At 67.7% G+C, this 21,985-nt stretch carries 19 protein-coding genes; 13 read left to right on the plus strand and 6 right to left on the minus strand.

Going from position 1 to position 21,985, the window contains the following annotated elements:
• Window positions 1-6: 6 nt before the first annotated feature.
• The gene (locus OXR00_RS06190) at window positions 7-153 is read right to left on the minus strand and encodes a hypothetical protein (RefSeq protein ID WP_242151496.1); all 147 of its coding nucleotides are present in this window, start codon (window positions 151-153) and stop codon (window positions 7-9) included.
• Window positions 154-391: 238 nt separating this feature from the next.
• On the opposite strand from OXR00_RS06190, the gene OXR00_RS06195 reads away from it, so the two are divergent.
• From OXR00_RS06195 to OXR00_RS06225, 7 genes are all read left to right on the plus strand, one after another.
• Window positions 392-1,246, plus strand: coding sequence for a D-alanyl-D-alanine carboxypeptidase family protein (locus OXR00_RS06195; protein ID WP_267387240.1), 855 nt, complete (start codon window positions 392-394; stop codon window positions 1,244-1,246).
• 85 nt (window positions 1,247-1,331) lie between these two features.
• A complete protein-coding gene (locus OXR00_RS06200; RefSeq protein WP_267387241.1) occupies window positions 1,332-1,874 on the plus strand; it encodes a sigma-70 family RNA polymerase sigma factor in 543 nt (180 codons plus the stop codon).
• Window positions 1,771-2,826 carry a FecR domain-containing protein gene (locus tag OXR00_RS06205; RefSeq protein ID WP_267387242.1) on the plus strand — a complete coding sequence of 352 codons (1,056 nt, stop codon included), beginning with the start codon at window positions 1,771-1,773 and terminating at the stop codon, window positions 2,824-2,826. The genes OXR00_RS06200 and OXR00_RS06205 overlap by 104 nt, the downstream gene beginning before the upstream one ends.
• 73 nt (window positions 2,827-2,899) lie before the next feature.
• Window positions 2,900-5,557, plus strand: coding sequence for a TonB-dependent receptor (locus tag OXR00_RS06210; protein WP_267387244.1), 2,658 nt, complete (start codon window positions 2,900-2,902; stop codon window positions 5,555-5,557).
• Between the two features lie 153 nt (window positions 5,558-5,710).
• A complete protein-coding gene (locus OXR00_RS06215; RefSeq protein ID WP_267387245.1) occupies window positions 5,711-8,140 on the plus strand; it encodes a TonB-dependent receptor in 2,430 nt (809 codons plus the stop codon).
• 61 nt (window positions 8,141-8,201) lie between these two features.
• The gene (treF, locus tag OXR00_RS06220; RefSeq protein ID WP_267387246.1) at window positions 8,202-9,803 is read left to right on the plus strand and encodes an alpha,alpha-trehalase TreF; all 1,602 of its coding nucleotides are present in this window, start codon (window positions 8,202-8,204) and stop codon (window positions 9,801-9,803) included.
• Between the two features lie 56 nt (window positions 9,804-9,859).
• A complete protein-coding gene (locus OXR00_RS06225; RefSeq protein WP_267387247.1) occupies window positions 9,860-10,558 on the plus strand; it encodes a hypothetical protein in 699 nt (232 codons plus the stop codon).
• On the opposite strand, the gene OXR00_RS06230 is transcribed toward OXR00_RS06225, so the two are convergent.
• Together OXR00_RS06230 and OXR00_RS06235 are read right to left on the minus strand one after the other, a co-directional pair.
• Window positions 10,555-11,373: a heavy metal-binding domain-containing protein gene (locus OXR00_RS06230; protein WP_267387248.1), complete on the minus strand. Its 819-nt coding sequence runs from the start codon at window positions 11,371-11,373 to the stop codon at window positions 10,555-10,557. The genes OXR00_RS06225 and OXR00_RS06230 overlap by 4 nt on opposite strands.
• The gene (locus OXR00_RS06235) at window positions 11,373-12,329 is read right to left on the minus strand and encodes a heavy metal-binding domain-containing protein (RefSeq protein ID WP_267387249.1); all 957 of its coding nucleotides are present in this window, start codon (window positions 12,327-12,329) and stop codon (window positions 11,373-11,375) included. Before OXR00_RS06235 ends, OXR00_RS06230 begins: the two co-directional genes overlap by 1 nt.
• A 185-nt stretch (window positions 12,330-12,514) precedes the next feature.
• On the opposite strand from OXR00_RS06235, the gene OXR00_RS06240 reads away from it, so the two are divergent.
• The 4 genes from OXR00_RS06240 (at window position 12,515) to OXR00_RS06255 (ending at window position 17,205) form a co-directional block, all read left to right on the plus strand.
• Window positions 12,515-13,375, plus strand: coding sequence for a glycosyltransferase family A protein (locus OXR00_RS06240; RefSeq protein WP_267387250.1), 861 nt, complete (start codon window positions 12,515-12,517; stop codon window positions 13,373-13,375).
• A gap of 108 nt (window positions 13,376-13,483) precedes the next feature.
• A complete protein-coding gene (locus OXR00_RS06245) occupies window positions 13,484-13,990 on the plus strand; it encodes a sigma-70 family RNA polymerase sigma factor (RefSeq protein ID WP_267387897.1) in 507 nt (168 codons plus the stop codon).
• Window positions 13,983-14,882 carry a FecR domain-containing protein gene (locus tag OXR00_RS06250; protein ID WP_267387251.1) on the plus strand — a complete coding sequence of 300 codons (900 nt, stop codon included), beginning with the start codon at window positions 13,983-13,985 and terminating at the stop codon, window positions 14,880-14,882. Before OXR00_RS06245 ends, OXR00_RS06250 begins: the two co-directional genes overlap by 8 nt.
• Window positions 14,883-14,964: 82 nt before the next feature.
• A complete protein-coding gene (locus tag OXR00_RS06255) occupies window positions 14,965-17,205 on the plus strand; it encodes a TonB-dependent receptor (RefSeq protein WP_267387252.1) in 2,241 nt (746 codons plus the stop codon).
• A gap of 12 nt (window positions 17,206-17,217) precedes the next feature.
• Here the strand turns inward: OXR00_RS06255 and OXR00_RS06260 are convergent, their stop codons facing one another.
• The 3 genes from OXR00_RS06260 to OXR00_RS06270 all read right to left on the minus strand — a co-directional run bounded on the left by OXR00_RS06260 (window position 17,218) and on the right by OXR00_RS06270 (window position 19,692).
• Window positions 17,218-17,763, minus strand: a complete 546-nt coding sequence (locus OXR00_RS06260; RefSeq protein ID WP_267387253.1) for a DUF2076 domain-containing protein — start codon at window positions 17,761-17,763, stop codon at window positions 17,218-17,220.
• A 61-nt stretch (window positions 17,764-17,824) separates the two neighbouring features.
• Complete coding sequence (locus OXR00_RS06265) at window positions 17,825-17,953, minus strand: hypothetical protein (protein ID WP_267387254.1); 129 nt, start codon at window positions 17,951-17,953, stop codon at window positions 17,825-17,827.
• 5 nt (window positions 17,954-17,958) lie between these two features.
• The gene (locus OXR00_RS06270; protein ID WP_267387255.1) at window positions 17,959-19,692 is read right to left on the minus strand and encodes a PAS domain-containing protein; all 1,734 of its coding nucleotides are present in this window, start codon (window positions 19,690-19,692) and stop codon (window positions 17,959-17,961) included.
• Window positions 19,693-19,966: 274 nt separating this feature from the next.
• On the opposite strand from OXR00_RS06270, the gene OXR00_RS06275 reads away from it, so the two are divergent.
• Entirely contained in the window at window positions 19,967-20,857 is an 891-nt protein-coding gene (locus OXR00_RS06275) for an exonuclease domain-containing protein (protein WP_267387256.1), read from the plus strand.
• Complete coding sequence (locus tag OXR00_RS06280) at window positions 20,857-21,918, plus strand: DUF72 domain-containing protein (protein ID WP_267387257.1); 1,062 nt, start codon at window positions 20,857-20,859, stop codon at window positions 21,916-21,918. Before OXR00_RS06275 ends, OXR00_RS06280 begins: the two co-directional genes overlap by 1 nt.
• The last annotated feature ends 67 nt before the right edge of the window (window positions 21,919-21,985 follow it).

The following is a 21,985-nucleotide window of genomic DNA, read 5'->3' on the forward strand; positions in this document are numbered from 1 at the left end:
ACGGCTCTATTTGTCGGTAAACCGTTTCACCTTCACCGGCAGATCCTTGCCCTTGGTGCGACGCGACGGAACCTGCACCGGGTGCTTCTTCTTCCATTCGGCAAAGGTCATCGGCCCGTCGGGCGTGTCGATCATCAGGTCGTCGGTGCTCATGTCGGCGGCTCCAGGTCATGGCGGATGGCGTCCGGCGGACGCGCGGGGGTGTCGCACGATACCCGAACCACGATCAAGACGCCTCTGAGATGCGCGCCGCGAAGCGTCGATCGGAAAGCATTTTCCCAGTCCGCATGGTGTTTCCGTTTTGGAAAACTGCGGTGATGCCCCATGTGGCGCAAGCTCCCGTTCAGGTCGGGTCTGCCACCGATACCGTTGTGATCGTTCAGGAAATGCAATGTTCTGTTTAGCGCGTGTCCAGCCGGGACGCTTGTTCGCCACAGCATCCGCCGTCGCGCTTGCGCTGGCCGCACAGCCCGCGCTCGCCCGACGCGCGGCGGAGCGCCCGGTGTCGGAAATGCTGTTCAACGTATCCAGCGGCAAGCTGCTCTATGCCGAACAGCCCGATGTGGTGCGTCATCCAGCATCCCTTACCAAGATGATGACGCTGTACCTGCTGTTCGACGCGCTCGACGCGGGCAAGGTGCGGCTCGACGATGCGGTGCCGGTTTCCCGTAACGCCGCGCGACAGCCCCCGTCGCGGCTGGGTGTTCCTGCCGGCCGATCGGTATCGGTGCGCACGGCGATCTCGGCAATGGCGGTCCGGTCCTCCAACGACATGGCGGTCGCGATTGCGGAGAAGCTTGCCGGCAGCGAGGCCCGCTTCGCCACGTTGATGACCGCGAAGGCTAGGCAGCTCGGCATGAGGAACACCAGCTTCGCGAATGCAAGCGGGCTGACCAATTCCGGCAACCTCACCACGGCGCGTGACATGACGAGGCTCGCGGTGGCGCTGCTGAAGAACCACCCGCGCCAGTATCCGGTCTTCTCCGCGCGCTCGATCACTTGGCAGTCGCATCGGCTCGCCAGCCACGATCACCTGCTTGGCAAGATCAGCGGCGTGGACGGGATCAAGACCGGCTATACCGTGGACTCAGGCTACAACATCGTCACCTCGGCGGACCGGGGTGGCGTGCGGATCATCGCGGTCGTGCTCGGCGACACGTCCGTGCAGGCGCGGGACCTGCGCGTGGCCAACCTCGTCGAACTGGGGTTTACGTCGCCTCCGACCGGTCGCCGGCGGCGGCGCTGATGCGATCCGGATTAGCCGCCGCACCGGGCTTGCTGGCCAAGCGCGCCGGTGGCACACAACGGCGATGGAACGCGAGAGAACGTCCATGTTCGGGAGGATGCCAGTCGACGATCCGGTGACGGATCGGCGCATGGTGCTGACGCGCCTTGCGCAGACCTACGACCGCGCGCTGAGCCGGTTCTTCGAACGGCGCGTGAGCGTGAAGGCCGACGTACCCGATCTGGTGCAGGACGTGTACCTGCGCCTCAGCCGTATGCCGGACCCGGCCGGCATCGAAAAACCCGAGCATTTCCTCTTCGTGACCGCCGCGAACGTGCTGAAGGATCGCGCGCGGCGCGGTGCGGTGCGCGGCGGCGGGCTGCATGACGAGATCGACGACGAGATCGCCGGTTCGGAGATTTCGCCGGATCGCGTCTTGGAAAGCAGGGAGGCGGCGCATCGCTTGCAGGCGGTGTTGCTGGAGCTTCCCGAGCGCACGCGCGACGTGTTCGTGCTGCGCGTGCTGGAGGGATTGAGAATGGCGGATGTCGCCCGCGCGATCGGCATTTCCACGCGCGCCGCCGAGAAGCATCAGGCCAAGGCGCTCGCCCGCGTCACCGCTGCGCTGGAGGATTGGCGCCATCGCTGAGGAGCTATCGCAGACGGCAGCCGATTGGCACGCGCGGCTGCCGCAGGCCAGCGCTGGTGAGCGTGCCGCGTTCGTGGCATGGCGCGCCGCCAACCCGGCCCATGGCGCCGCGTACGACCGGGTGCAGGCCGCGCTTGAGGGCGCGCAGGCGCTGGCGGAGGAAGGCCCGCTGCTTGCGTTGCGCCAGCAGACGCTCGCGCGCACGATGCTGGCGGGACGATCGCGGCGCCCGCGTTGGGGAATGATGGCGGCGGGCGCGCTGGTGCTGGTAGGCGCGCCGCTTGCCGCCTTCGGCATCCGGGCGTGGACCACGCCGGCGCCGCAGGTCGTTACACGAACCTTCCGCACCGGCATCGGCCAGCAGGCAGACGTGACGTTGCCGGACGGATCGATGGTGACGCTCGACACCGACAGCGCACTCACCGTCTGGTACGGGGGTACGGCGCGTGCCGCCAGCCTTAGCGGACAAGGCTGGTTCCGGATCAGGCCGGACGATGCACCGTTCCGGATCAGCGCCGGCGGACGAGACTTCGCTACGCGCGCGGGCACTTTCGATGTGCGGACCGACCCCGGCCGCGTTCGGGCTTTCGCGAACACAGGGCAGCTCACGCTCGAAAGCGACGATTCAGCGGTCGCGCTGGCGCCCGGCAAGTTGCTGGCGGTGCAGGGCAGCGATGTCGTCATTCGCACGCTCGACGATCCGGTCGCCTTCACCGGCTGGCGCAGCGGACACCTACAATTCGCCGACACGCCCTTGTCGGAGGCGGTAGGCGAGTTCAACCGGTATCGTACCCACCCGATCCGGCTGGCGGACGACCGCGCGGGCGCACTGCGGATTTCCGGCGCGTTCCGCACCACCGGAGCGTCCGCCTTCGTCGGCGCGCTCGCCACCGGCTTTCCGGTGCGCGTCGAACAGGACGCGCGCGATGGCATCGTCATCTCCGCACGCTAAGCCTGCGAAAAAATATCACCGCCCGGTTCGGAGTTCTGACGGCGCTGCGTCTTTGCTGTCGGGAGCCCCGCGCGTGACGGGGCCGCTGCGAGCGAGGCGTGGATCATGGATAGCGTTTGCGTTCGCCGCGTGCCTGATCGCGATGCCCACCCACGCCGCGCCACGCCCTGCCCCGCTGTTCGATATCCCCGCCGGCGATCTGGCCGATGCGCTGGTGGTGTTCGCCCGGCAGAGCGGGCGGCAGATCCTGTTCGCGCCCGCGCAGGTGCGCGGGTTACGGGCGCCGTCGGTGCATAAGCGGATCGACCCGGATCGCGCGCTGACGCGGCTGCTCGCCGGCAGCGGGTTTCGCGCGCGGTCGGCCCCGGGTGGCGCCTATCTACTCGAAGCCGTCCCGATGCCGACGCGGCCACACCGCCCCGCCGCGCCCATGCCCGCGATCGCACCGGCGGATGTCGCGCAGATCGCCGATATCGTCGTGGTCGGCACCCCCGGCGGCGGCAGCACGCGGCAGGCGGCGGCGTTCGCGGTGACGTCGGTGCCGCGCACCGCGATCGACCAGCTCGGCGCGCCCGCCACTGCCGATGTGCTGCGGCTGGTGCCGGGGCTGACCATCGAGACATCGGGCGGCAAGAACGGCGCGAACATCTTCGTGCGCGGCTATCCGTCGGGCGGCGATGCCGAATACGTCACCTTCCAGACCGAGGGGGTGCCGTATTTCCCACCCGCCACCCTGTCGTTCCTGGAGAATTCGCAGCTCTACCGCATCGATGAAAGCGTGCAGCGGGTTGAGGCGGTGCGCGGCGGCACCGGCGCGCTGCTGGCGTCCGGGCAGCCCGGCGCGACCGTCAACGTCATCCAGCGCGAGGGCGGCGACCGGCTCGCTGGCCTCATCAAAACCAGCGTGATCGACGATGGCGAGGTGCGCGCCGATGCCTATCTTTCCGGGCCGATCGGCCCGCGCACGCACGTCATGGTCGGCGGCTATGTCTCGCGCGGGGACGGCATCCGCTCACCCGGTTTCGCGGCGGATCGTGGCGGGCAGATCACCGCCAATCTGCGGCAGGATCTCACACGCGGATCGGTGCTGGTGTTCGCGCGCTATCTCGACGATCGCAGCCAGTGGTTGCTGCCGATCCCGGTCGAGCAGACCGGGCGCAGCATCGGCGCGTATCCGGGGTTCGACCCCGGCACCGGTACGCTCGCCGGGCCGGATACGCGTACCGGCACGCGGAACGACGGTGCGCGCTACAATCTCGACGACGGGCGCGGCGCGCGGATCGTCAACCTTGGCGGCAATGTCGAATTGCGGCTTGGCGACACGGTGACGCTGCGCGACAAGGCGAGCTGGCTCGGCGGCGATGCCGATACCACCGGCCTCGTCTCCGACAATCTGCCGCCGGAAAGCGCCGCCGCCTATGCCGCGCGGATGGGCGGGACGATCGCCAGCCTCGTCACCGTGGCGGACGGTCGCGCGGTATCGCCAGCGCAGGCGGTGGTGCGTGCCGGCATCTGGACGGTGGACAAGCGGATCGACGCGCTGGTCAACGACGCGACGCTGGAATGGGTGACGGGCGCGAGCAAGGCAACGGTCGGCGTGTACGCCACCAGCTACGGATCGCGCGACCATTGGGACATCGGCAACACGCTGCTGCTTACCGCGACGCCGCAGGCGCGGCGGCTCGACATGACGCTGGCGAACGGCGCGGTGGTGACGCGCGACGGCTTCGCGAGTGGATCGAGCTTCCTGGTCGATGCGCGCTATCGTGGGCGCGATCTCGCCTTCTACGGGGTCGAGGAAGTCAAACTTGGCGCATGGCTGCGGCTCGATGGCGGCGTGCGGCACCAGCGCCACAGCGTCGACGGCAGCGCACGCGATACGACGACGGCGGGCGCAGGCGGCCTCGATGGCGATCCGCGGACGTTGTACGACAATGCCGACGTGGTGTTCACCGATACGCGCACTCCGGTGCGCTATCGCGGCGGCGCATGGTCGTGGACGCTCGGCGCGAACGCCGATGTGACCCGCCGTTTCGGCGCGTTCGCGCGGTTCAGCCGGGGCACCAGCTTTCCGTTCTTCGACAATCTGCGCGACGGCATCACGCTCGCACCACGGATCGACACGATCGAGGGCGGGGTGAAGCTGACCGGCCCGCTCAGCCTGTATGCGACGCTGTTCCGCAACACCTTCCACGGGCTCGCCACCACGGTGATCGCCAGTGGCGCGCCGATCGCCTCGGTCGGCGGTGCGCACGCGACCGGCGTGGAGCTGGACGGGACATGGCGGGTGGCGCCGCCGCTGTCGGTGGCGTTCACCGGCACCTGGCTCGACGCGCGCTACCGCGCGTTCTTCACCGACGATGGCCGCACCGATCTCAGTGGCAACCGCGTGCAGCGCCAGCCGGTGTGGCAATGGCGCGTCACGCCGACGTGGGACTTCGCGGTGGCGAAGCGCAAGGCGAGCCTGTTCACCACGCTCGCCTATATCGGGGATCGCTGGTCCGACGTGCAGAACCAGCAGTTGTTGCCCGGCTTCCTCAAATGGGATGCCGGCGCGACGCTCGACGTGTCGCCACGGTGGCGGGTGCAGGCCAGCGCCGACAATCTTACCAATGCGATCGGCCTGACCGAGGGCAATCCGCGCACGCTTGGCTCGCAGGCGCCGGGTGCGATCTTCGCGCGGCCGATCCCGGGGCGGTCGGTCACCCTTTCCGCCAGTTATCGGTTCTGAATGTGAGCCACCCGCACCCACCCTAATCATCCGGGCCTGCGTACATCCCGCCCGAATGTCCCCGCGCCGGCACCTGCCCGGCGCGCCGGCAGCATGCGCCGCGCAGCGCACCGCCGCCCCCAAAACAAAAAGACCATCAGGAGGACTTCCCCAATGATCCGTACCCACACCCTCACCCTCGCGCTGCTCGCCGGCACCGCGCTCGGCGCCGCGCCGGCGTCCGCGCAGGACACCACGCCGACCAGCCCGATCGCGCCGCCCGCCACGGCCGATGCCGCGCCGATGCAGGACATCGTCGTCACCGGCAACGTCAACCGCGAGGGGCTTCGCAAGCTCGACGCGAGCTATTCGATCTCGACCGCCAGCGCCGAACAGATCCGCGAAGTGCAGCCGACCTCGACCGCCGATCTGCTCAAGATCGTGCCGGGCCTGTGGGTGGAAAGCTCAGGCGGCAATGCCGGCGCGAATGTCTTCATCCGCGGCTTCCCGTCCACCGGCGACGCGCCGTTCCTCACGCTCGAACTGAACGGCTCGCCGCTGATCGCGCCATCCGCGCTGTCGTTCATGGAGAACAGCTCGCTGTTCCGACTCGACGATACGATCGAGCGCGTCGAAGTGCTGCGTGGCGGCCCGAGCCCGATCTTCTCGAACGGCCAGCCGGGTGCGACCACCAACTTCATCCTCAAGGAAGGCACGCAGGACCCGCACCTGTCGCTGCGCGCGACCTACGGGACCGAGGGCACCTATCGCGGCGACGTCGTGGCGCAGGGCCCGATCGACGCCAACACCACCTATATGCTTGGCGGGTTCTACCGCTATTCGGACGGGTTCCGCCACACCGGTTTCCAGGGTGATCTCGGCGGGCAGTTCACCGGCAGCATCACGCACAAGTTCGATGCCGGCAAGCTCACCGTCTACGGCCGCTACCTCGATGATCAGAACGCGTTCTACACGCCGATGCCGCTGGTCGAAAACAACGGCAAGTTCAGCACCTTTGCCGGCTTCGACGCGCGCACCGACACATTGGTCGGCAAGGAGATCGAGCATACGCTGATCGAGACCGGACCCGCCATCAACGGCGGCGCGACGCAGAAGAAGGCGGTCGACCTGTCGCGCGGGCGCGGCGCGCGCCTCTACACGTTCGGCTCGAACTTCAGCTACGACGTGGGCGGCGGCTTCACCGTGCAGAACAACGTCAACTTCACCAAGGGCACGTCCGAGACCAACGCGCTGTTCACCGGATCGAACCCGCAGACGGTGGCGGACTATCTCGCCTCGGCGGGTGGCCCCGGCACGGTGACCTATGCCGGCACCGGCCAGGCGCTGACCGCCGGCCAGCAGACAATCCAGGCCGGCATCTGGACGGTGCAGAAGCATATCCAGAGCTTCACCGACGAACTGAAGCTGTCCAAGGAACTGTTCCAGGGCAACACGCTGACGCTGGGCGGCTATTACGCGCACGTCCTCGATCACGACACGTGGAACCTCGGCAACAACATCCTGCTCGCGCTCGAACCGCAGGCGCGCGTGCTGAACGCAAGCCTCGCCAACGGCACGATCCTGACCCGCAACGGCTTCACCAGCGGCAACAGCTACGACGTCAACGCACGCTACAAGAGCACCAATATCGCCGGCTATGTCAGCGACGAATGGAAGCTGGGGGCGCTGCGGCTCGACGGCGGCGTCCGCGTCGAGCGGGTGAAGCTGCGCGACACGTTCGAGAACAGCTCGACCGGCGATCTCGATAACAATCCGCTCACCGCGTACAACAACGGCGCGACCTATCTGAACGGCACCTACACCACGGTACGCTACAGCAAGACGCAGGTGTCGTGGACGGCGGGCGCGGATTATGCGTTCACCGGCAATCTCAACGGCTTCCTGCGGGCCAACCGTGGCGCGCTGCTGCCGCAGTTCGACGATCTGCGCGGCAACGCCACCACGATCCAGAACATCAAGCCGCAGACCGCCGACCAGTATGAGGCGGGCCTGAAGACCTCGACGCGGCTGTACGACGTGTACCTCACCGGCTTCTACAACCGCTTCCACAACCTGATCTTCCAGGACATCCGCAATATCAACGGCGTCGAGCAGAACGTCGTGCTGTTCGGAGGGTCGCGCGCCTATGGCCTGGAGTTCGAGGGTGCGGTGCGCCCGGTGGATGGCTTCCAGCTCGCCGTGCGCGGCGTGGTGCAGGACGGCAAGTTCAAGGATTTCGGGCCCAATTCGGGCAACGACGTCAACCGTCAGCCCAAGTTCCAGATCGCGGCGATCCCGTCGTATACGTTCCGCAGCGCGTTCGGTCAGGCGCGGCTGTTCGGCACGTTCACGCATATCGGCAACCGTTTCGCCGATATCGAGAACCAGCAGCGGCTCGGCAGCTACGAGACGCTCGATCTCGGCGCGTCGATCGACGTGAACGACCGCTTCTCGATCCAGGCGACCGTCGACAACGTGACCGATACGCTCGCGCTGACCGAGGGTAACGTCCGCACCGTTGGTGCCGCCAACGGCAACGGCTTCTTCCTCGGCCGGACGATCTTCGGCCGCCACGGTACGATCACCGCCGCGGTGAAGTTCTAAGTCTCTATAAACGCCGGCCGGGCCACCCACCCGGTCGGCACCTTTATTGTATGAGGTTGCCATGATGCTCCGCCTATCGCTCGCGCTGGCGCTTGCCCTGCTCGCGCCAGTCGCTGCGACCGCGCGCCCGCAGCTTCCGGCGGACACCGCCCGCGCCGCGCAGACGCCCGAGGATATATACGGCCCGCTGTACCGCGCGGTTGAACTCGCGCGCGTGTTTCCGGACAGCAAGACCTTCGCCGACATGGTGCCGCAGGGTACCCCCGCCGCGATCATGGCGGCATACCGCGCCGATGCGCCGAAGGATCGTGCAGCGCTTGCCGCCTTCGTCTCCCGCCATTTCCGCAAGGTCGGCGACACCGCCCCGAACAAGCTGACGATGCGCGAGCATATTCGCGCGCTGTGGCCGATCCTCGCCAAGCCGCCGATGGCGGTGGTGCCCGGCTCCTCGGCGCTGCAACTGCCCTATGCCTATGTGGTGGCGGGCGGGCGCTATCAGGAGATGTATTATTGGGACAGCTACTTCACCATGCTGGGCCTCAAGGCGGACGGTGAGAAGCCGCTGATCGAGTCGATGCTCGCCAATTTCACCGCGCTGATCTCCAAGTACGGCCATATCCCCAACGGCACGCGCAGCTATTATCTGTCGCGTTCGCAGCCGCCGTTCCTGGCGCTGATGATGGACCTCTCCGATACGCAAGACCCCGCCACCGATGCCGCGCGCCTCGCCGCGCTGAAGGGGGAGTATGCCTATTGGATGACGGGCGCGGGCTGTCTCGATGCGAGCGGCGCGTGCGAGCATGTCGTGCGGATGCCCGACGGCAGCCTGCTCAACCGCTATTGGGATGCGCGCGACACCCCTCGCGATGAATCCTATACCGAGGATGTCGCCACCTCCACCACCGCCGGTCGCAGCCCCGGTCAGGTCAATCGCGATCTGCGCGCGGGTGCGGAAAGCGGGTGGGACTATAGCTCGCGCTGGCTGGCCGACGGCAAGACACTCGCCACCATCCACACCACCGATATTGTGCCGGTCGATCTCAACAGCCTGTTGTGGAACCTCGAAACGTCGATCGCACGGCGCTGCACCGCAGTCGGCGATGTCGCGTGCGCGCGTGATTACACCGCGCGTGCCACCAAGCGCTTGAGCGCGATCAACCGCTATCTCTGGTCGGCGGCGGACCAGCGCTTCGTCGACTGGGATCGCACCACCGGGCGCGCCACCCCGTCGATCAGCGTGGCGATACTCTACCCGTTGTTCGTCGGCCTCGCCACGCAGCAGCAGGCCGACACCACCGCCACGCTCACCGCGGCCAAGCTGGTCGCGCCGGGCGGACTGCGTACCACCACGCTCAGCACTGGCCAGCAATGGGACCAGCCCAACGGCTGGGCGCCGCTGCTGTGGGTCGGCGTGGCGGGGCTGGACCGTTACGGCAAGACCGCACTTGCCGAGGATCTCGCGCGGCGCTGGGTGCGCACCGTATCGAGCTATTATGATCGCACCGGGCGGATGATCGAGAAGTACGATGTCGAGACCGGCGCGGCCGGTGGCGGCGGCGAATATCCGGTGCAGGACGGCTTCGGCTGGACCAACGGCGTCACGCAGGCGCTGCTCGATCGTTATACCGCGCTCGACCCCGATCGGGGCGACGCACACCCCTGACGAGGTCGCATGCGCCTCCCCTTGAGAATGGCGCGAGGATCGGGATAGGATGGCGCATGACCAACCCGCCCTCCTCGCAGGCCGAAGCCATGATCCGGCGGGTCTCCCCCGAAGGCAGAGCGCTCGCCAAACGTGACCGCGAACGCCGGCAGCGCGCCACGCTGCGGCTGGCCGGGCGCATGGTGATGGCCGGCCTCGGCATCGCGATCATCGCCGCCGCGATCGATCTCGCCGTTTTCCCGATCGGCGTAGTGGGCTGGCTGGTCGCGGTCGCTGCCATCCTGTTCGCCTGCATCGTGATCGGGATGTTGTCGCGCGCGGGGCCGGTCGTACTGGCGGCCTCCCCGCTTGGCACCTTGCCCGAGGATACGCAGCACTGGCTCGAACACCAGCGCGGGCTGTTGCCGCGCGCGGTGCTGCCGACACTGGACTCCATCGGGTTACGCCTGCGCGACATGGCGCCGCGGCTGGCAACACTCGATGCCGACACGCCGGCCGCCGACGCGGTGCGCCGCCTGCTCGCCACCGATCTGCCCGCGCTGGTGCAGGGCTACGAAGCGGTGCCGTCCGGGATGCGCGGGCGCGCAAGCAACGGCGGTGTCAGCGCCGACGCGCATCTGCTGAGCGGCCTCGCCCTGATCGACGGCGAAATCGCCCGGATGGCCGAACAACTCGCGCGCGGCGCGTTCGACGAACTCGCGACGCAGAGCCGCTTCCTCGAACTGAAATACGACGGCGCAGGTCCGATCGGCTAGGCGTTGACGGAAAGTACCAGCGTCGGATCGGGGATCTCGGTCGGCGCGTGGCCTGCGATCGGCAGAACCGCGGTGCCGATCGCGAAGAACTCGATAACGTGGCTCGACCAGCCGTGACTCCCCTCATGCAGATCGGCGCCAACCACGCCCTCCGCACCAGCCTGCGTCGCTTCGAGCTGCATGCGCTCCATCGCGATCTCACGCGCTTCGTACAGCGCGATGCTGAAATTGGTCAGTTCGACATTCTGGCCGATACTGCCCAGCGACGAGATCGGACCGCGCCGCGCGACGTGATAGACGCAACTGCCCATCACCATCTCCAGCGGACGGTAGCCCGCCTGCAACAGCGTCCAGAAATCCTGCCCCGACAGCGCGGAGGTGAACGGCGCACCGCCCGGCCCCTTGAAGCCCTGATGCCCCTTGGCGTGGACGATGCCGGTGCCGATCGCGACGAACTCCAGCACCTTGCTGTCCCATTCGAGCCGCTTCACCGTCAGCCGCACGCCGACGATGCCGTCCGCGCCCATGTTGGCGGCCTCCTGCCGCATCCGCTCCATTGCGAGCGCGCGCGCCTCGTACATGGCGGTGCTGAGCACATCGAGTTCGACGCTGCTCGTCCAGCCGGCGAACTGAAAGCCGAGATGGTAGATGCACGATCCCACGCACAGCCCGACCGGCTCGAACCCGGCCTTGCGCACCAGCAGGAACTCGTTGACCGAAAAGTCCGAGGTGAACACGCCACCCGGATGCCCCTGCCGACGAAGCCCCGCGAGGCGGGTGAGCGCATGTTCGGGAATGCCAGTCTCTTCGGCCATCAGATTCCACCTTCCTCGTCCATCACGTCGTTCTGATATGCCGAATGGCGCGCGCCCCCGGCCTCGCGCAGCGGCGAGGCATCGTCGCGCATGTCGATCACCATCTCGATCGGGTGTGGCACGCCCGCGCCACGTTTGGCGTCGACCACCGTGCCGATCACGATATGCCGGCCGAGATAGGCGGGCGGCTGCTTGTCGCGTTCGCGGCGGATCAACTGGCCGAAGTGGGTATGCGCGAGCACGCCATTGCCCTGCTCCGCCACCTTCTCGCGCAGATCGCGGTGCGCCTCGTGGCGGATGCCTTCCCAGAAATTGGTCAGCGTCATGATCGGGATGCTCTGGAACGAGCGCAACTTCGTCTGGATGTCGGACAGCGCCGTCCAGTCGCCGCCGCCCCAGCCCGAATTGCCGTACGGGTTGCCGAGCCAGTCGAACCGCGCACCGACCGCGATGCCGACCGGCACGATATCCGCCTCCAGCAGCCGCACGAATTCCAGCGCGGGCACCGTCGCGATCACCGGATGCGGGCTGGGGGCGAGTCCTTCGATATGGACCGCCGTGCCGATCAGGGTGAAGTCCATGCTCGCGCCGATCCGGTGCCGCAGCGTCCGCATCCGCACGTCGACCACGGCGTTGGCGCCCGCTGCCCGCGCCTCCTGCTCGATCCGTGCGAGCGCCTCGTGCCAGCCTTGCGCATGGCCCTCGGTCCAGCTCTGCCCATAGTGGAACCAGCAGGTGCCGGACACCGTCGCCACCGGCCGGATGCCGTGCGTGCGCGCGAGCAACAGTTCGGCGGGCGTCATCGTGGCAACCCACGCACCCGATCCCGCCGCCGCACCCGCCAGCCGCTCCGCCACGAATTGCGGCAGCCCGCCCGCATCGAGCGCGACCTGCCAAGCCTCGACCCGCTCGGCATGTTGCGCGGGCGACAGCGTATCCTGGTGGGGACTCGTCATGGGTTGCGACCGGTCATGAGGACGAGAGGTCGCACAGCCATCGGGCGAGCGCCAGTCCCGCGTCGACCAGTGCGATGCGGCGCAGAAAAAATCTTCGCACCCCCGTGCGGATCGCAGGCGAGCGCGCCGTCTGGTCATCGGGCGGCGCATCTTGGTCGATGGGCCGGGGATGGGAAAACGACACGATGTTCAAGACTTTTGGCGCGGTCGACGCGCTGACGGCGACGACAACCGATCACGAGGACGCGCGGCGCGACTGGACGGTGCTGCTGCCGTTCTTCAACGAACGCGACTTTCTGGAAGGCACGCTCGCCAGCCTCGCTCGGCAGACCGAGCCGCCACTGGTGATCCTGATCGACAATGGCAGCACCGACGGCAGCGGCGCGGTCGCGCGGAGCGCCTGCGTGCGCCTCCGCCTCGCCCACGTTTTGCTGCGTGAAACCACGCCGGGCAAGGTCGCCGCGCTGGCAAGCGGGTTCTCGCTGGTCAGCACGCCCTATGTGGCGACCTGCGATGCCGACACCTGGTATCCCGAAACCTATCTCGCCACCGCGCGCGCGGTGCTGGAGCGCGATGACCGCGTCGCCGCCGGCGCCTATTTCGTCGCGGCCGACGCCGGCAAGTGGCAGCGGCTCGGCAAGGCGCTGCACATCATCGCGGCCGCCGCGCTGTTGCCGGGGCAGTGCCATGCCGGCGGTGCCGGTCAGGTGTTCCGCACCACCGCCTTGCGCGGCGCAGGCGGGTTCGATCCCGCGCGCTGGAACATGGTGCTGGAGGATCACGAGATCATGCACCGCGTGCGCGGTCACGGCCGGCTCGGCTATCACCCTGACCTGTGGTGCGCACCCGCCCCGCGTGACCGCGACCGCGCCAGCACGCGCTGGACGCTGGCCGAGCGGCTTTGCTACCATGCCACGACCGGCTGGGCAGGCGACTGGTTTTTCTACGGCTTCCTCGCCGATCGCCTTGCCGCGCGCCGCCTTTCGAGCGAACGCCTGCGCGAACGCGCCTATCAGGATTGCGCACCCGAAGCGCTGGCGGCTTGACCACGGCGGCGCGCCTTGTCCGGAACGGCTGCCTCGCCACGCTTGCAAGGCCGCGCGTTCGCGGACATGGCAAATGGCCATGGACTCAGGCCATTTCGGTTGACGCGCGTGACGCAGGGCAGCGGACTGGCGGCGGCGTATCTGGAGCAGCGCCCCGCGCTGCTGCGGCTGTTGAGTGCCCGCCTCGGCTCGGTCAGCGAGGCCGAGGATGCGCTGCAGGACCTGTGGCTGAAGATCGAAGGCGGCACCACCGGCCCGGTCGAGCATCCCGCCGCCTATCTGTTCCGCATGGCCAGCAATCTTGCGACCGATCGGCGCGTGGCGGCGGTGCGGCGCGGCACGCTCGAAACCGCATGGGACGCGGTGCAGCCGCAACCGACCGAATTTCCCGACAGCGAACGCTTGCTGCTGTCGCGCGATGCGCTTGCCCATGTAGAGACGCGGATCGCGGCGATGCCGGAGCGGATGCAGGCCGCCTATCGCCTGTTCCGTATCGAGCAGGTGCCGCAGCGGGAGATCGCCACGCGGCTGGGGGTGAGCGTCAGCGCGGTCGAGAAGCTGCTGCACCGCGCCTATCTGCATCTGCACCGACCGGGAGGGTTGGACGATGACTGACCGATCTGTGCTCGAGGCCGCCATCGACTGGCACCTGCGCCAGGAGACGATGGACGCGGATGCCTGGCTGCGCTTCGTTGCGTGGCTGGAGGCCGATCCGTCGCATGCCGCCGCTTACGATACGGTCAGCGTAGCCGACGTGCTGCGCCATGAAGCCGCGCCGGAGGTGGTGGCGGCCAACGACAACCCGCCCCGGCCGCGGCGGTGGTGGCTCGGCGCCGGCGTGGCGGCCGCGGTGCTGGTGGCGGCGGTCTCGGCCCTGCACCTCCCTGGGCAGAGCCGCACGGTAGTGGCAGCGACGCCACAGTCGTTGCGGCTGGCCGACGGCAGCACGGTCGCGCTTGCCGCCAATACCCGGATGACGATCGGCACGGGCGGCCCGCGCGACGTGCGCCTCGATAGCGGTCGTGCGACCTTCCACGTCACGCACGACGCCGCGCACCCCTTTGCGGTTCAGGTCGGCCAATGGACGGTGCAGGATGTCGGCACCATCTTCACCGTCACGCACGCGAACGGCGGAGTCGATATCGCGGTGCGCGAGGGCGCGATCACCCTCGATCCGCAGGGCGCGGCGCTGCCGGTCCGCGCCGGGGAAGCGGTCTCGGTCGCCCGCGATGGCGCGATGCCGATCCGATCCGCCATCGCGCAAAATGGCGAACGGACACTGCAATTCGGCGGCGAGAACCTCGGCACCGTCGCCCGCACGGTCGCGCTCGCGCTGAATGTGGGTATCGCCGTCTCGCCCGATGCCGCGCAGTCGCCCTTTATCGGCACGCTGCGATTGACGGGACGCGCGGCGAAGGACATTCCGCATCTCGCGGCGATGACAGGAATGCGCGCGACCAACGATGGGCGGACATGGACGATCGCTTCGGCGGAGACGGCGCACTAGGCCGCTCATAGCCGCGCTGGTTTGCCTCTTTGCCTGTCCTGCGGCAGCGATGGCGCAGCCGAAGCCCCCGCACAGCAGGCCGTTGACCGGCGTCTTGCTCGACCTCGCTCAGCATACCGGCACCGAGATTGTCAGCGTGGAGCCCGGCCTCGCAACCGTGCAGGTCACGCCACCCAAGCCGACCGGATCGACCGAACAGATGCTGCGGCGCGTGTTGCGCGGCACCGGCTACCGCAGCGTTCGCGAAGGACCGCGCAGCTACCGCATCGTCCGCGCCGCCACGCCCCTGCCCCGCACGCAGCCCCACACCGCGCCGCCGCCGCTCCGGCAAGGCGGCGACATCATCGTCACCGCGTCCAAGCAACGCATCCCACTCGAACGTTTTCCAGGTACGATCACCACCCTTGCGCCGGACAGCGCCGTGCTCGGCCCGCCCGCCGGCCGCGACATGACCGCGATCGCCAGCGCGACGCCGGTGTTGCAGACCACGGCGCTCGGCAGCGGCCGCGACAAAGTCTTCATTCGCGGCATCGCCGACAGCAGTTTCAATGGCGCCACACAATCGGCGACCAGTTACTATTTTGCCGACGTCCAGCTCGGTTATTCGACGCCAGAGCCGGCACTGGCGATGGTCGATATGCAAAGCGTCGAAGTGATGGAGGGGCCGCAGGGCACGCTTTACGGCGCCGGCGCGATCGGCGGCGTGGTGCGGATGGTGCCTAATCCCGTCGACCTGAACCGCACCGGCGGAATGCTGTCCACCGCGATTGGCGCGACGGAACGCGGCCGCGCCAGCGATGCGCTCGCCGCAGCGCTCAATCTGCCGATCGTGTCGGGGGCAGCCGGTGTCCGCATGGTCGGCTATCAGTCGCGTGACGGCGGGTACATCGATGCGCTTTCCCCACCCCGGCAGGCGATCAACGGCGTGACCCGGCTCGGCGGCCGGCTGGCGGCGCGCTACGATCCGGGCGGTGGCTGGATGATCGACGCAAGTGCCCTTGCCCAGCGGATCACGGCAGACGACGGGCAATATGCCGATCGACTGTCCGGCGTGCTGATCCGTGACAGCCGGCTGACGCAACCGTATCGCAACAGCCTCGCGCTCGGCCGGTTGCTCGTTACCAAGCGGTGGGAGAGCGGGCTGGAACTGGTCTCGACCTCAAGCATCAGCCACTATACCGCCGAGGACACGTTCGACGCGAGCCGACGCCCGCCCGCACCGCTGGCCGAATATCGCGATCACCGCTCCAACCGGTTGGTCACGCAGGAGGTGCGATTGTCGCACTCGCTGAGCCACGGCGCATCCTGGGTGGTCGGCGTCGCCGCGCTGAACAATCGCGATGCGCAGGACCGCACGTTCGGGCCGATCGCCAACCCCACCGACATCATCGCGGTCACCAACGTGTCGAGCAGCCAATCCGCGTTTGCCGAACTCACCGAACCGCTATTCGCCAGGCTGTTCGTCACCGCCGGCGTACGCGCCACCTTCTCGCACGTCGACGGCACGCCATCGGTAAAGCCGCGCGCGGGCGATATCGTACGCGGCCGGCAGACCCACCGCGCCGACCCCACGGTTGCGATCGCCTGGGAGGTCGCACCGCGCGTATCGCTATACGCGCGCTACCAGTCCGGCTTTCGTACCGGCGGCCTCGCCGTCGCGCGCGGGATCGGGCGCGTGGCGGAATTCGCGACCGACGATATCGGCATGGGCGAAGTGGGCTTGCGCATGACCCGGCACGGCGCCACCGGCCTGTCGCTGTCGACGGCGGTATCCTATGCGCGCTGGACCGACATTCAGGCCGATCTCGTCGACCGGTCCGGCCAACCCTATACTGCCAATATCGGCGATGCGCAGATCCTTGCAGCCGAACTCAACGCCAACTGGGTGCCGGTTCCCGGCCTGACACTGAAGGCCGCCGCGCTGTATACCGACAACCGTGTCAGCGGCACGATCGCGGACAGTGCGCCGCGCGGCGACCGCCGTCTGCCCGATACGCCGCCCTTCGCCGCGCACGGCGGCGTGGACTATGGCTGGTCCGCCGGGCGCGACCGGCTGCGGGTCTCCGCAAGCATGGATTATGTCGGGCGCTCGGTCTTGGGCGTGGGCAACTACCTTGACATCGCGCAAGGGCATTATGCGTGGGGATCGGCAGAGCTTGGCTGGCGCCGTGGCGCTTTGGACCTGTCGCTGACGATCGAGAACATCACCGATACACACGCAAACCGGTTCGCCTTCGGCAACCCGTTTTCACTCGCGAACCGCGAGCAGATTACGCCTATGCGACCGCGAACGGTGCGCATCGGCGTAGGCATCAGTTTCTAGCGGGTTGCGGCGTCACCAGTTGCCGCGATCGTCATCGGCGTTATCGTCATCGTAGTTGTTGATCACCACATTTTCTTCCGGGCCGCCCATGAAGCCCTGACCGCCGCCGAAGCCGCTAGCACGATGACCGCCGAACAGGTCGGACAACCCGCTGAACAGCATCTCGCCACCGGCGACACCCGCCGCCGTGGTCCCCGCCGTGCGCAGGAAGCTCCCCAAGCCACCACCGCCCGAGAAAATCCCCGGCCGCTCCTCGGGCGGTGGCGGCGCATAGGACGGCTGCGCCGCGCCACCCCAAGGACCGGAACCGGGCGACAGAAAGCTGGTCGAGCTCTGCGGCTGGCTGACCTGCCGCTCCAGTTCGGCGATGCGCGCCTGCGCGGCGTGCAGCGACTGGTCCGCGACGATCGCGTGCTGGACGAGCAGATATGTCGCATCAGGATTGGCGGCGAGCGCCTGCCGGATCATGCCCTCCGCCTCGCCGTCTTTCGCGCCGCCACGGGCGTTGGCCAGTTCGTTCAGGAAATTGCTAAGAAGGGCGCGTTCGTCGGGTGTCATGTCCGGTCCTCACGTTCAACGGCACCAGAGATCGTCGGACGATCGCCCTGCTTCAAGCGGGTCACGCAATCGTGACGGCAATTTCATGCGCGTGGCGTTCAACCGCCATGTCGGCGGAGGTGGCGGGTGTATCAACGCGGATTTCACCGACGATCAAGGTTGCCGAAAGCGCCTGTCGTGCGAATCCCACCCCGCTCATTCCTCGGCCGATCCGAAATCCGATGGCGTCCGCCGCGCGGCGGTCTTGCCATGGTTGGCGAGTGCCTGTGCCACCCGGTTGAGCAGTTCATTGCGCCGGTACGGCTTGCCCAGCACGTCGCGGCCGTGGCGCTCCGGCCCCTCAGCGACGAGTTCCTCGTTATAGCCTGTCGTCATCAGGATTGCGACGTCGGTGTCGAGCGCGGCGACCTCCTCGGCCAGTCGCAAGCCGTTCATGCTGCCGGGCATCACCAGATCGGTAAACACCAGATCCACCGGGTCGGTCGCGCGCAACCTCGTGAACGCCGCCAGGCCGGCATCGCCATCCTCGGCGGTCGAAACGCGGTAGCCGTTCGCTTCGAGGTTCTCGCGCGCCAGAGCGAGCACATCGGGGCTGTCCTCCACCACCAGGATGTGGGCGGTGGGGGGCGCCGCCTGCGGTTCGCGTCGCGCTGTCGAGGTCGCCTCGTCCTCGACGTCAACGGCCGCAACCGGAAACAACATGCGCACCAGCGTACCTTGGCCGACGACGCTTTCGATCTCCAGCCGGCCGCGGGATTGCTGGACGAACCCGCTCGCCATCGCAAGGCCGAGCCCGGTGCCCTTGCCCGTACCCTTGGTCGTGAAGAACGGCTCGATCGCGCGCGCGATGACGTGGTCGGGCATTCCCTCACCCTCGTCCTTCAGTTCGATCGCGATATAGTCGCCAGAGGAAAGCTGTCGCGCCGCCGCATCGCCGTTGAGGTGAACCTTGGCGGTGGAGATCGTAAGCAGCCCCCCGTCCGCCATCGCGTCGCGCGCGTTGAGTGCGATGTTGAGCAGCGCCATCTCCAGTTGCTCGACATCCAGCACCGCCTTGGGGAGACCGCGCCGCAGCGACAGATGCAGCTCGACCTTTTTGCCGATTGAGCTTTCCAGCATCTCGGCGAACCCGGTGACACATTGGCTTACGTCGACCGCGCGGGGGTCTAGCCGCGTCTTGCGCGCGAAGGCGAGCAACTGCCCGGTCAGCCGCGCGCCACGATCGGCAGCCCCGCGCGCGCGATCGAGATAGCGACGCTGACGCTCGTCGCCGATCTGCGACGCCAGCAGTTCGAGGTTGCCGGTAACGACCTGCAGGAGATTGTTGAAATCATGGGCGAGGCCGGCGGTCAGCTGCCCGATCGCCTCCATCTTCTGCGCCTGTTGCGAGGCCTGTTCGCTCTCGCGGCGCCGCGTCACGTCGAGCTGGCTTGCGAAAAAATAAACGAGCTTGCCGCTCGTGTCGTAAACCGGCCCGATGAACACCGCGTTCCAGAACGGCGTACCGTCACGCTTGTAGTTGAGGATCTCGAGCGCGATCGACTCGCGTTCATGAACTGCCTCGCGAAGATCCGCGACCTGCTCGCGATCGGTCTGCGCGCCTTGCAGGAAGCGGCAGTTGCGGCCGAGGATCTCGCTCTCCTCATAACCGGTAAGATCGAGGAACGCCTTGTTGCCGAAGACGATCGGGTTGTCGTCCTGATTGGGGTCGGTCAGGATCATCGGCATGCGCGTCATCTCGATCGCGGCGAAGTACACGTTGCCGCGATCCTCCAGACCGGGATTGGTGATCGTGCTATCGCGCCAGTGCCGCCTGCCGACCTTGCCGAGCGGCTCGTGCCCCGGCGTTTCGGCGCGACCATCGGCGGAGATGCCCGAGCTTTGTCCGCCCTGTCCGACTTCGACGTCCTCCTCGTCCTGCCGCTTCACCCTCGGTTCGCTCCTAACATTCACCCTCCGCGTTCAACACGCGATTGCCGCAACGGTTGCCATGCCTGCCCCGGAACGGCGGTAGCTTACCCGGCGTGGCGAGTACACCGTTTGAGGACGGTCGCCGCTCCTGCCACAGGCGGTGCGGTTCGACCAGTTCCGCCGCCCATGCCGGGAGCATGGGCGCGCCCACGCCCGACAGAAGCACGATCTTCAGCCGCATCGGCTGCGCGACCGGTTCGACGAAGGTCGGCGAGCATGATATCTATCGCTCATGCTGACGACGTTCTCCACGACCGCGCCGCCGGTCGGCACGCACCGTGACGATGGCACCGCCCCCGATTTCGTCGTAATCGACGTAGAGACCGCCTGTTCCAACGTCAGCAGCATCTGCCAGATCGGCATTGTCGGCTTTCGGAACGGCGTGGAGGCGTTCGCCTACGAAACGCTGGTTGATCCATGCGATGATTTCTCACCGTTCAACATGCGCATCCATGGCATCAGCAACGATCATGTCGCCGGCAAGCCGACCTTTGCACACGTCCACCCGGCAGTCGACGCGCATCTGTCGGGCAGAATCACCGTCGCGCACTCGGCATTCGACAAGGGTGCGCTCGCCGCCGCGTGCCGTGTGCACGACCGAACCGCGATCGCGACGACATGGCTCGACAGCGTTCGCGTCGCGCAGCGAGCATGGCCGGAACTGTCCAGCCACCGGCTCAACGTGCTCAGCAAGTTTCTTGGTATCCGGCACAAGCATCATGATGCGCTGAGCGATGCACGCGCCGCTGGCATGGTGGTGGTCCGCGCGATCGATCACACCGGCATCGATCTCGCCGGCTGGCTCACCCCGCCGCTGCGGCGTGGCGGCAGCGCACCCAAACCGGCCAGCGACGGCCCGTTGAAGGGCGAGCGCATCTTCGTGTTTGGCGCGCACCGCGACGGACCGCTCGCGTTGCGGCTTGCCAGTGCCGGCGGCCGCGTGGTCTCGTCGGTGGGGCGCACCACCACAATGCTCGTCGTCAGCCACGATCAGCCGTTCGGCCGCTACCCACAGTTCGCCCCCGCCTACCGCCGCGCCGAGGAACTCCGCCGCGACGGCGCGTCGATCACCATCCTCACCGAAGCGGAAATAGACGCCCGCCTCGTCGCCCCCGTCGGCTGATGTCGTCGCCACTGACGCCGGACCGCCGGTACATCGTCGTGCGCGGGCGGCTGTGGCGCGCGGCCAATCCGAACTTCACGCCCGAACGCCACGCGCAGTTGGTCGCCACGCTGATGGACGCGCGCCGCGCGGTCGGCCTAGCCAAACGCCGTGGCGACGCCGCCGCAGAACAGACCGCCCACGCCGCGGTCGACGCTGCCAAGGTCGCGCTCGGGGAGCGGGGTGCGCCGTGGTGGCACGATGGCGCGCCTGATCTCAATCGTCATATGGTCAAAAACACGTCCTATGCGGTTTGGTACGACGCCCTGGCGGCGGCCGAGACACGCTGCCGGATCGGCACTGCCGGCTGGTCGATCCCCAAGGCGGCGGCAGACGTTTTCCCCGCAGGAGCCTCGCACCTCGAACGCTACGCCGCCGTGCTGCCGGTGGCGGAGATCAACTCATCCTTCCATCGCCCGCACCGCCGCGCGACCTATGCGCGCTGGGCGGCAAGTGTTCCGCCCGAGTTCCGCTTCTCGGTCAAGCTGCCCAAGGAGATGTCGCACACCCGCAAGCTGGTCGACTGCATCGAACCGGTCGATGCGTTTGCCGAACAGGCAGGCGGATTGGGTGACAAACTCGCCGTCGTGCTGCTGCAACTCCCGCCGAGCCTCGCGTTCGATCCCATCGTCGCGTCGACCTTCTTCGCGGCGGCTCGGCAGCGCCTCGGCGATATCGTCGGCTTTGCGTGCGAACCGCGACACGCTACTTGGTTCGCGGCGGATGCGGACGCACTGCTTGTAGAACACCGCGTCGCCCGCGTGGCGACAGACCCGGTGCTCGCCCCCGGCGGCGAACGACCGGGCGGCTGGCCGGGGCTGCGCTATCGTCGGCTGCATGGCACGCCGCGCGTATATTACTCGTCCTATGAAGCCGATCGGCTTGGCGAGCTGGCGAAAACCCTTGCCGATGAGGACGACGGAGCGGCGCCCTCGTGGTGCATTTTCGACAACACCGCATCGGGCGCGGCGACCCGTGACGCGTTGGACCTGCTGGCGCTGACATCACCTGACGCTGCCTAGTCGGCGCAACTGCGTGGCGACCAAGCGGTCGCGGATCGCCGCGTGCAAGACTGCGGCCAGCCAACCA

This window comes from Sphingomonas sp. GC_Shp_3, assembly GCF_026540945.1.
Taxonomy (GTDB): domain Bacteria; phylum Pseudomonadota; class Alphaproteobacteria; order Sphingomonadales; family Sphingomonadaceae; genus Sphingomonas.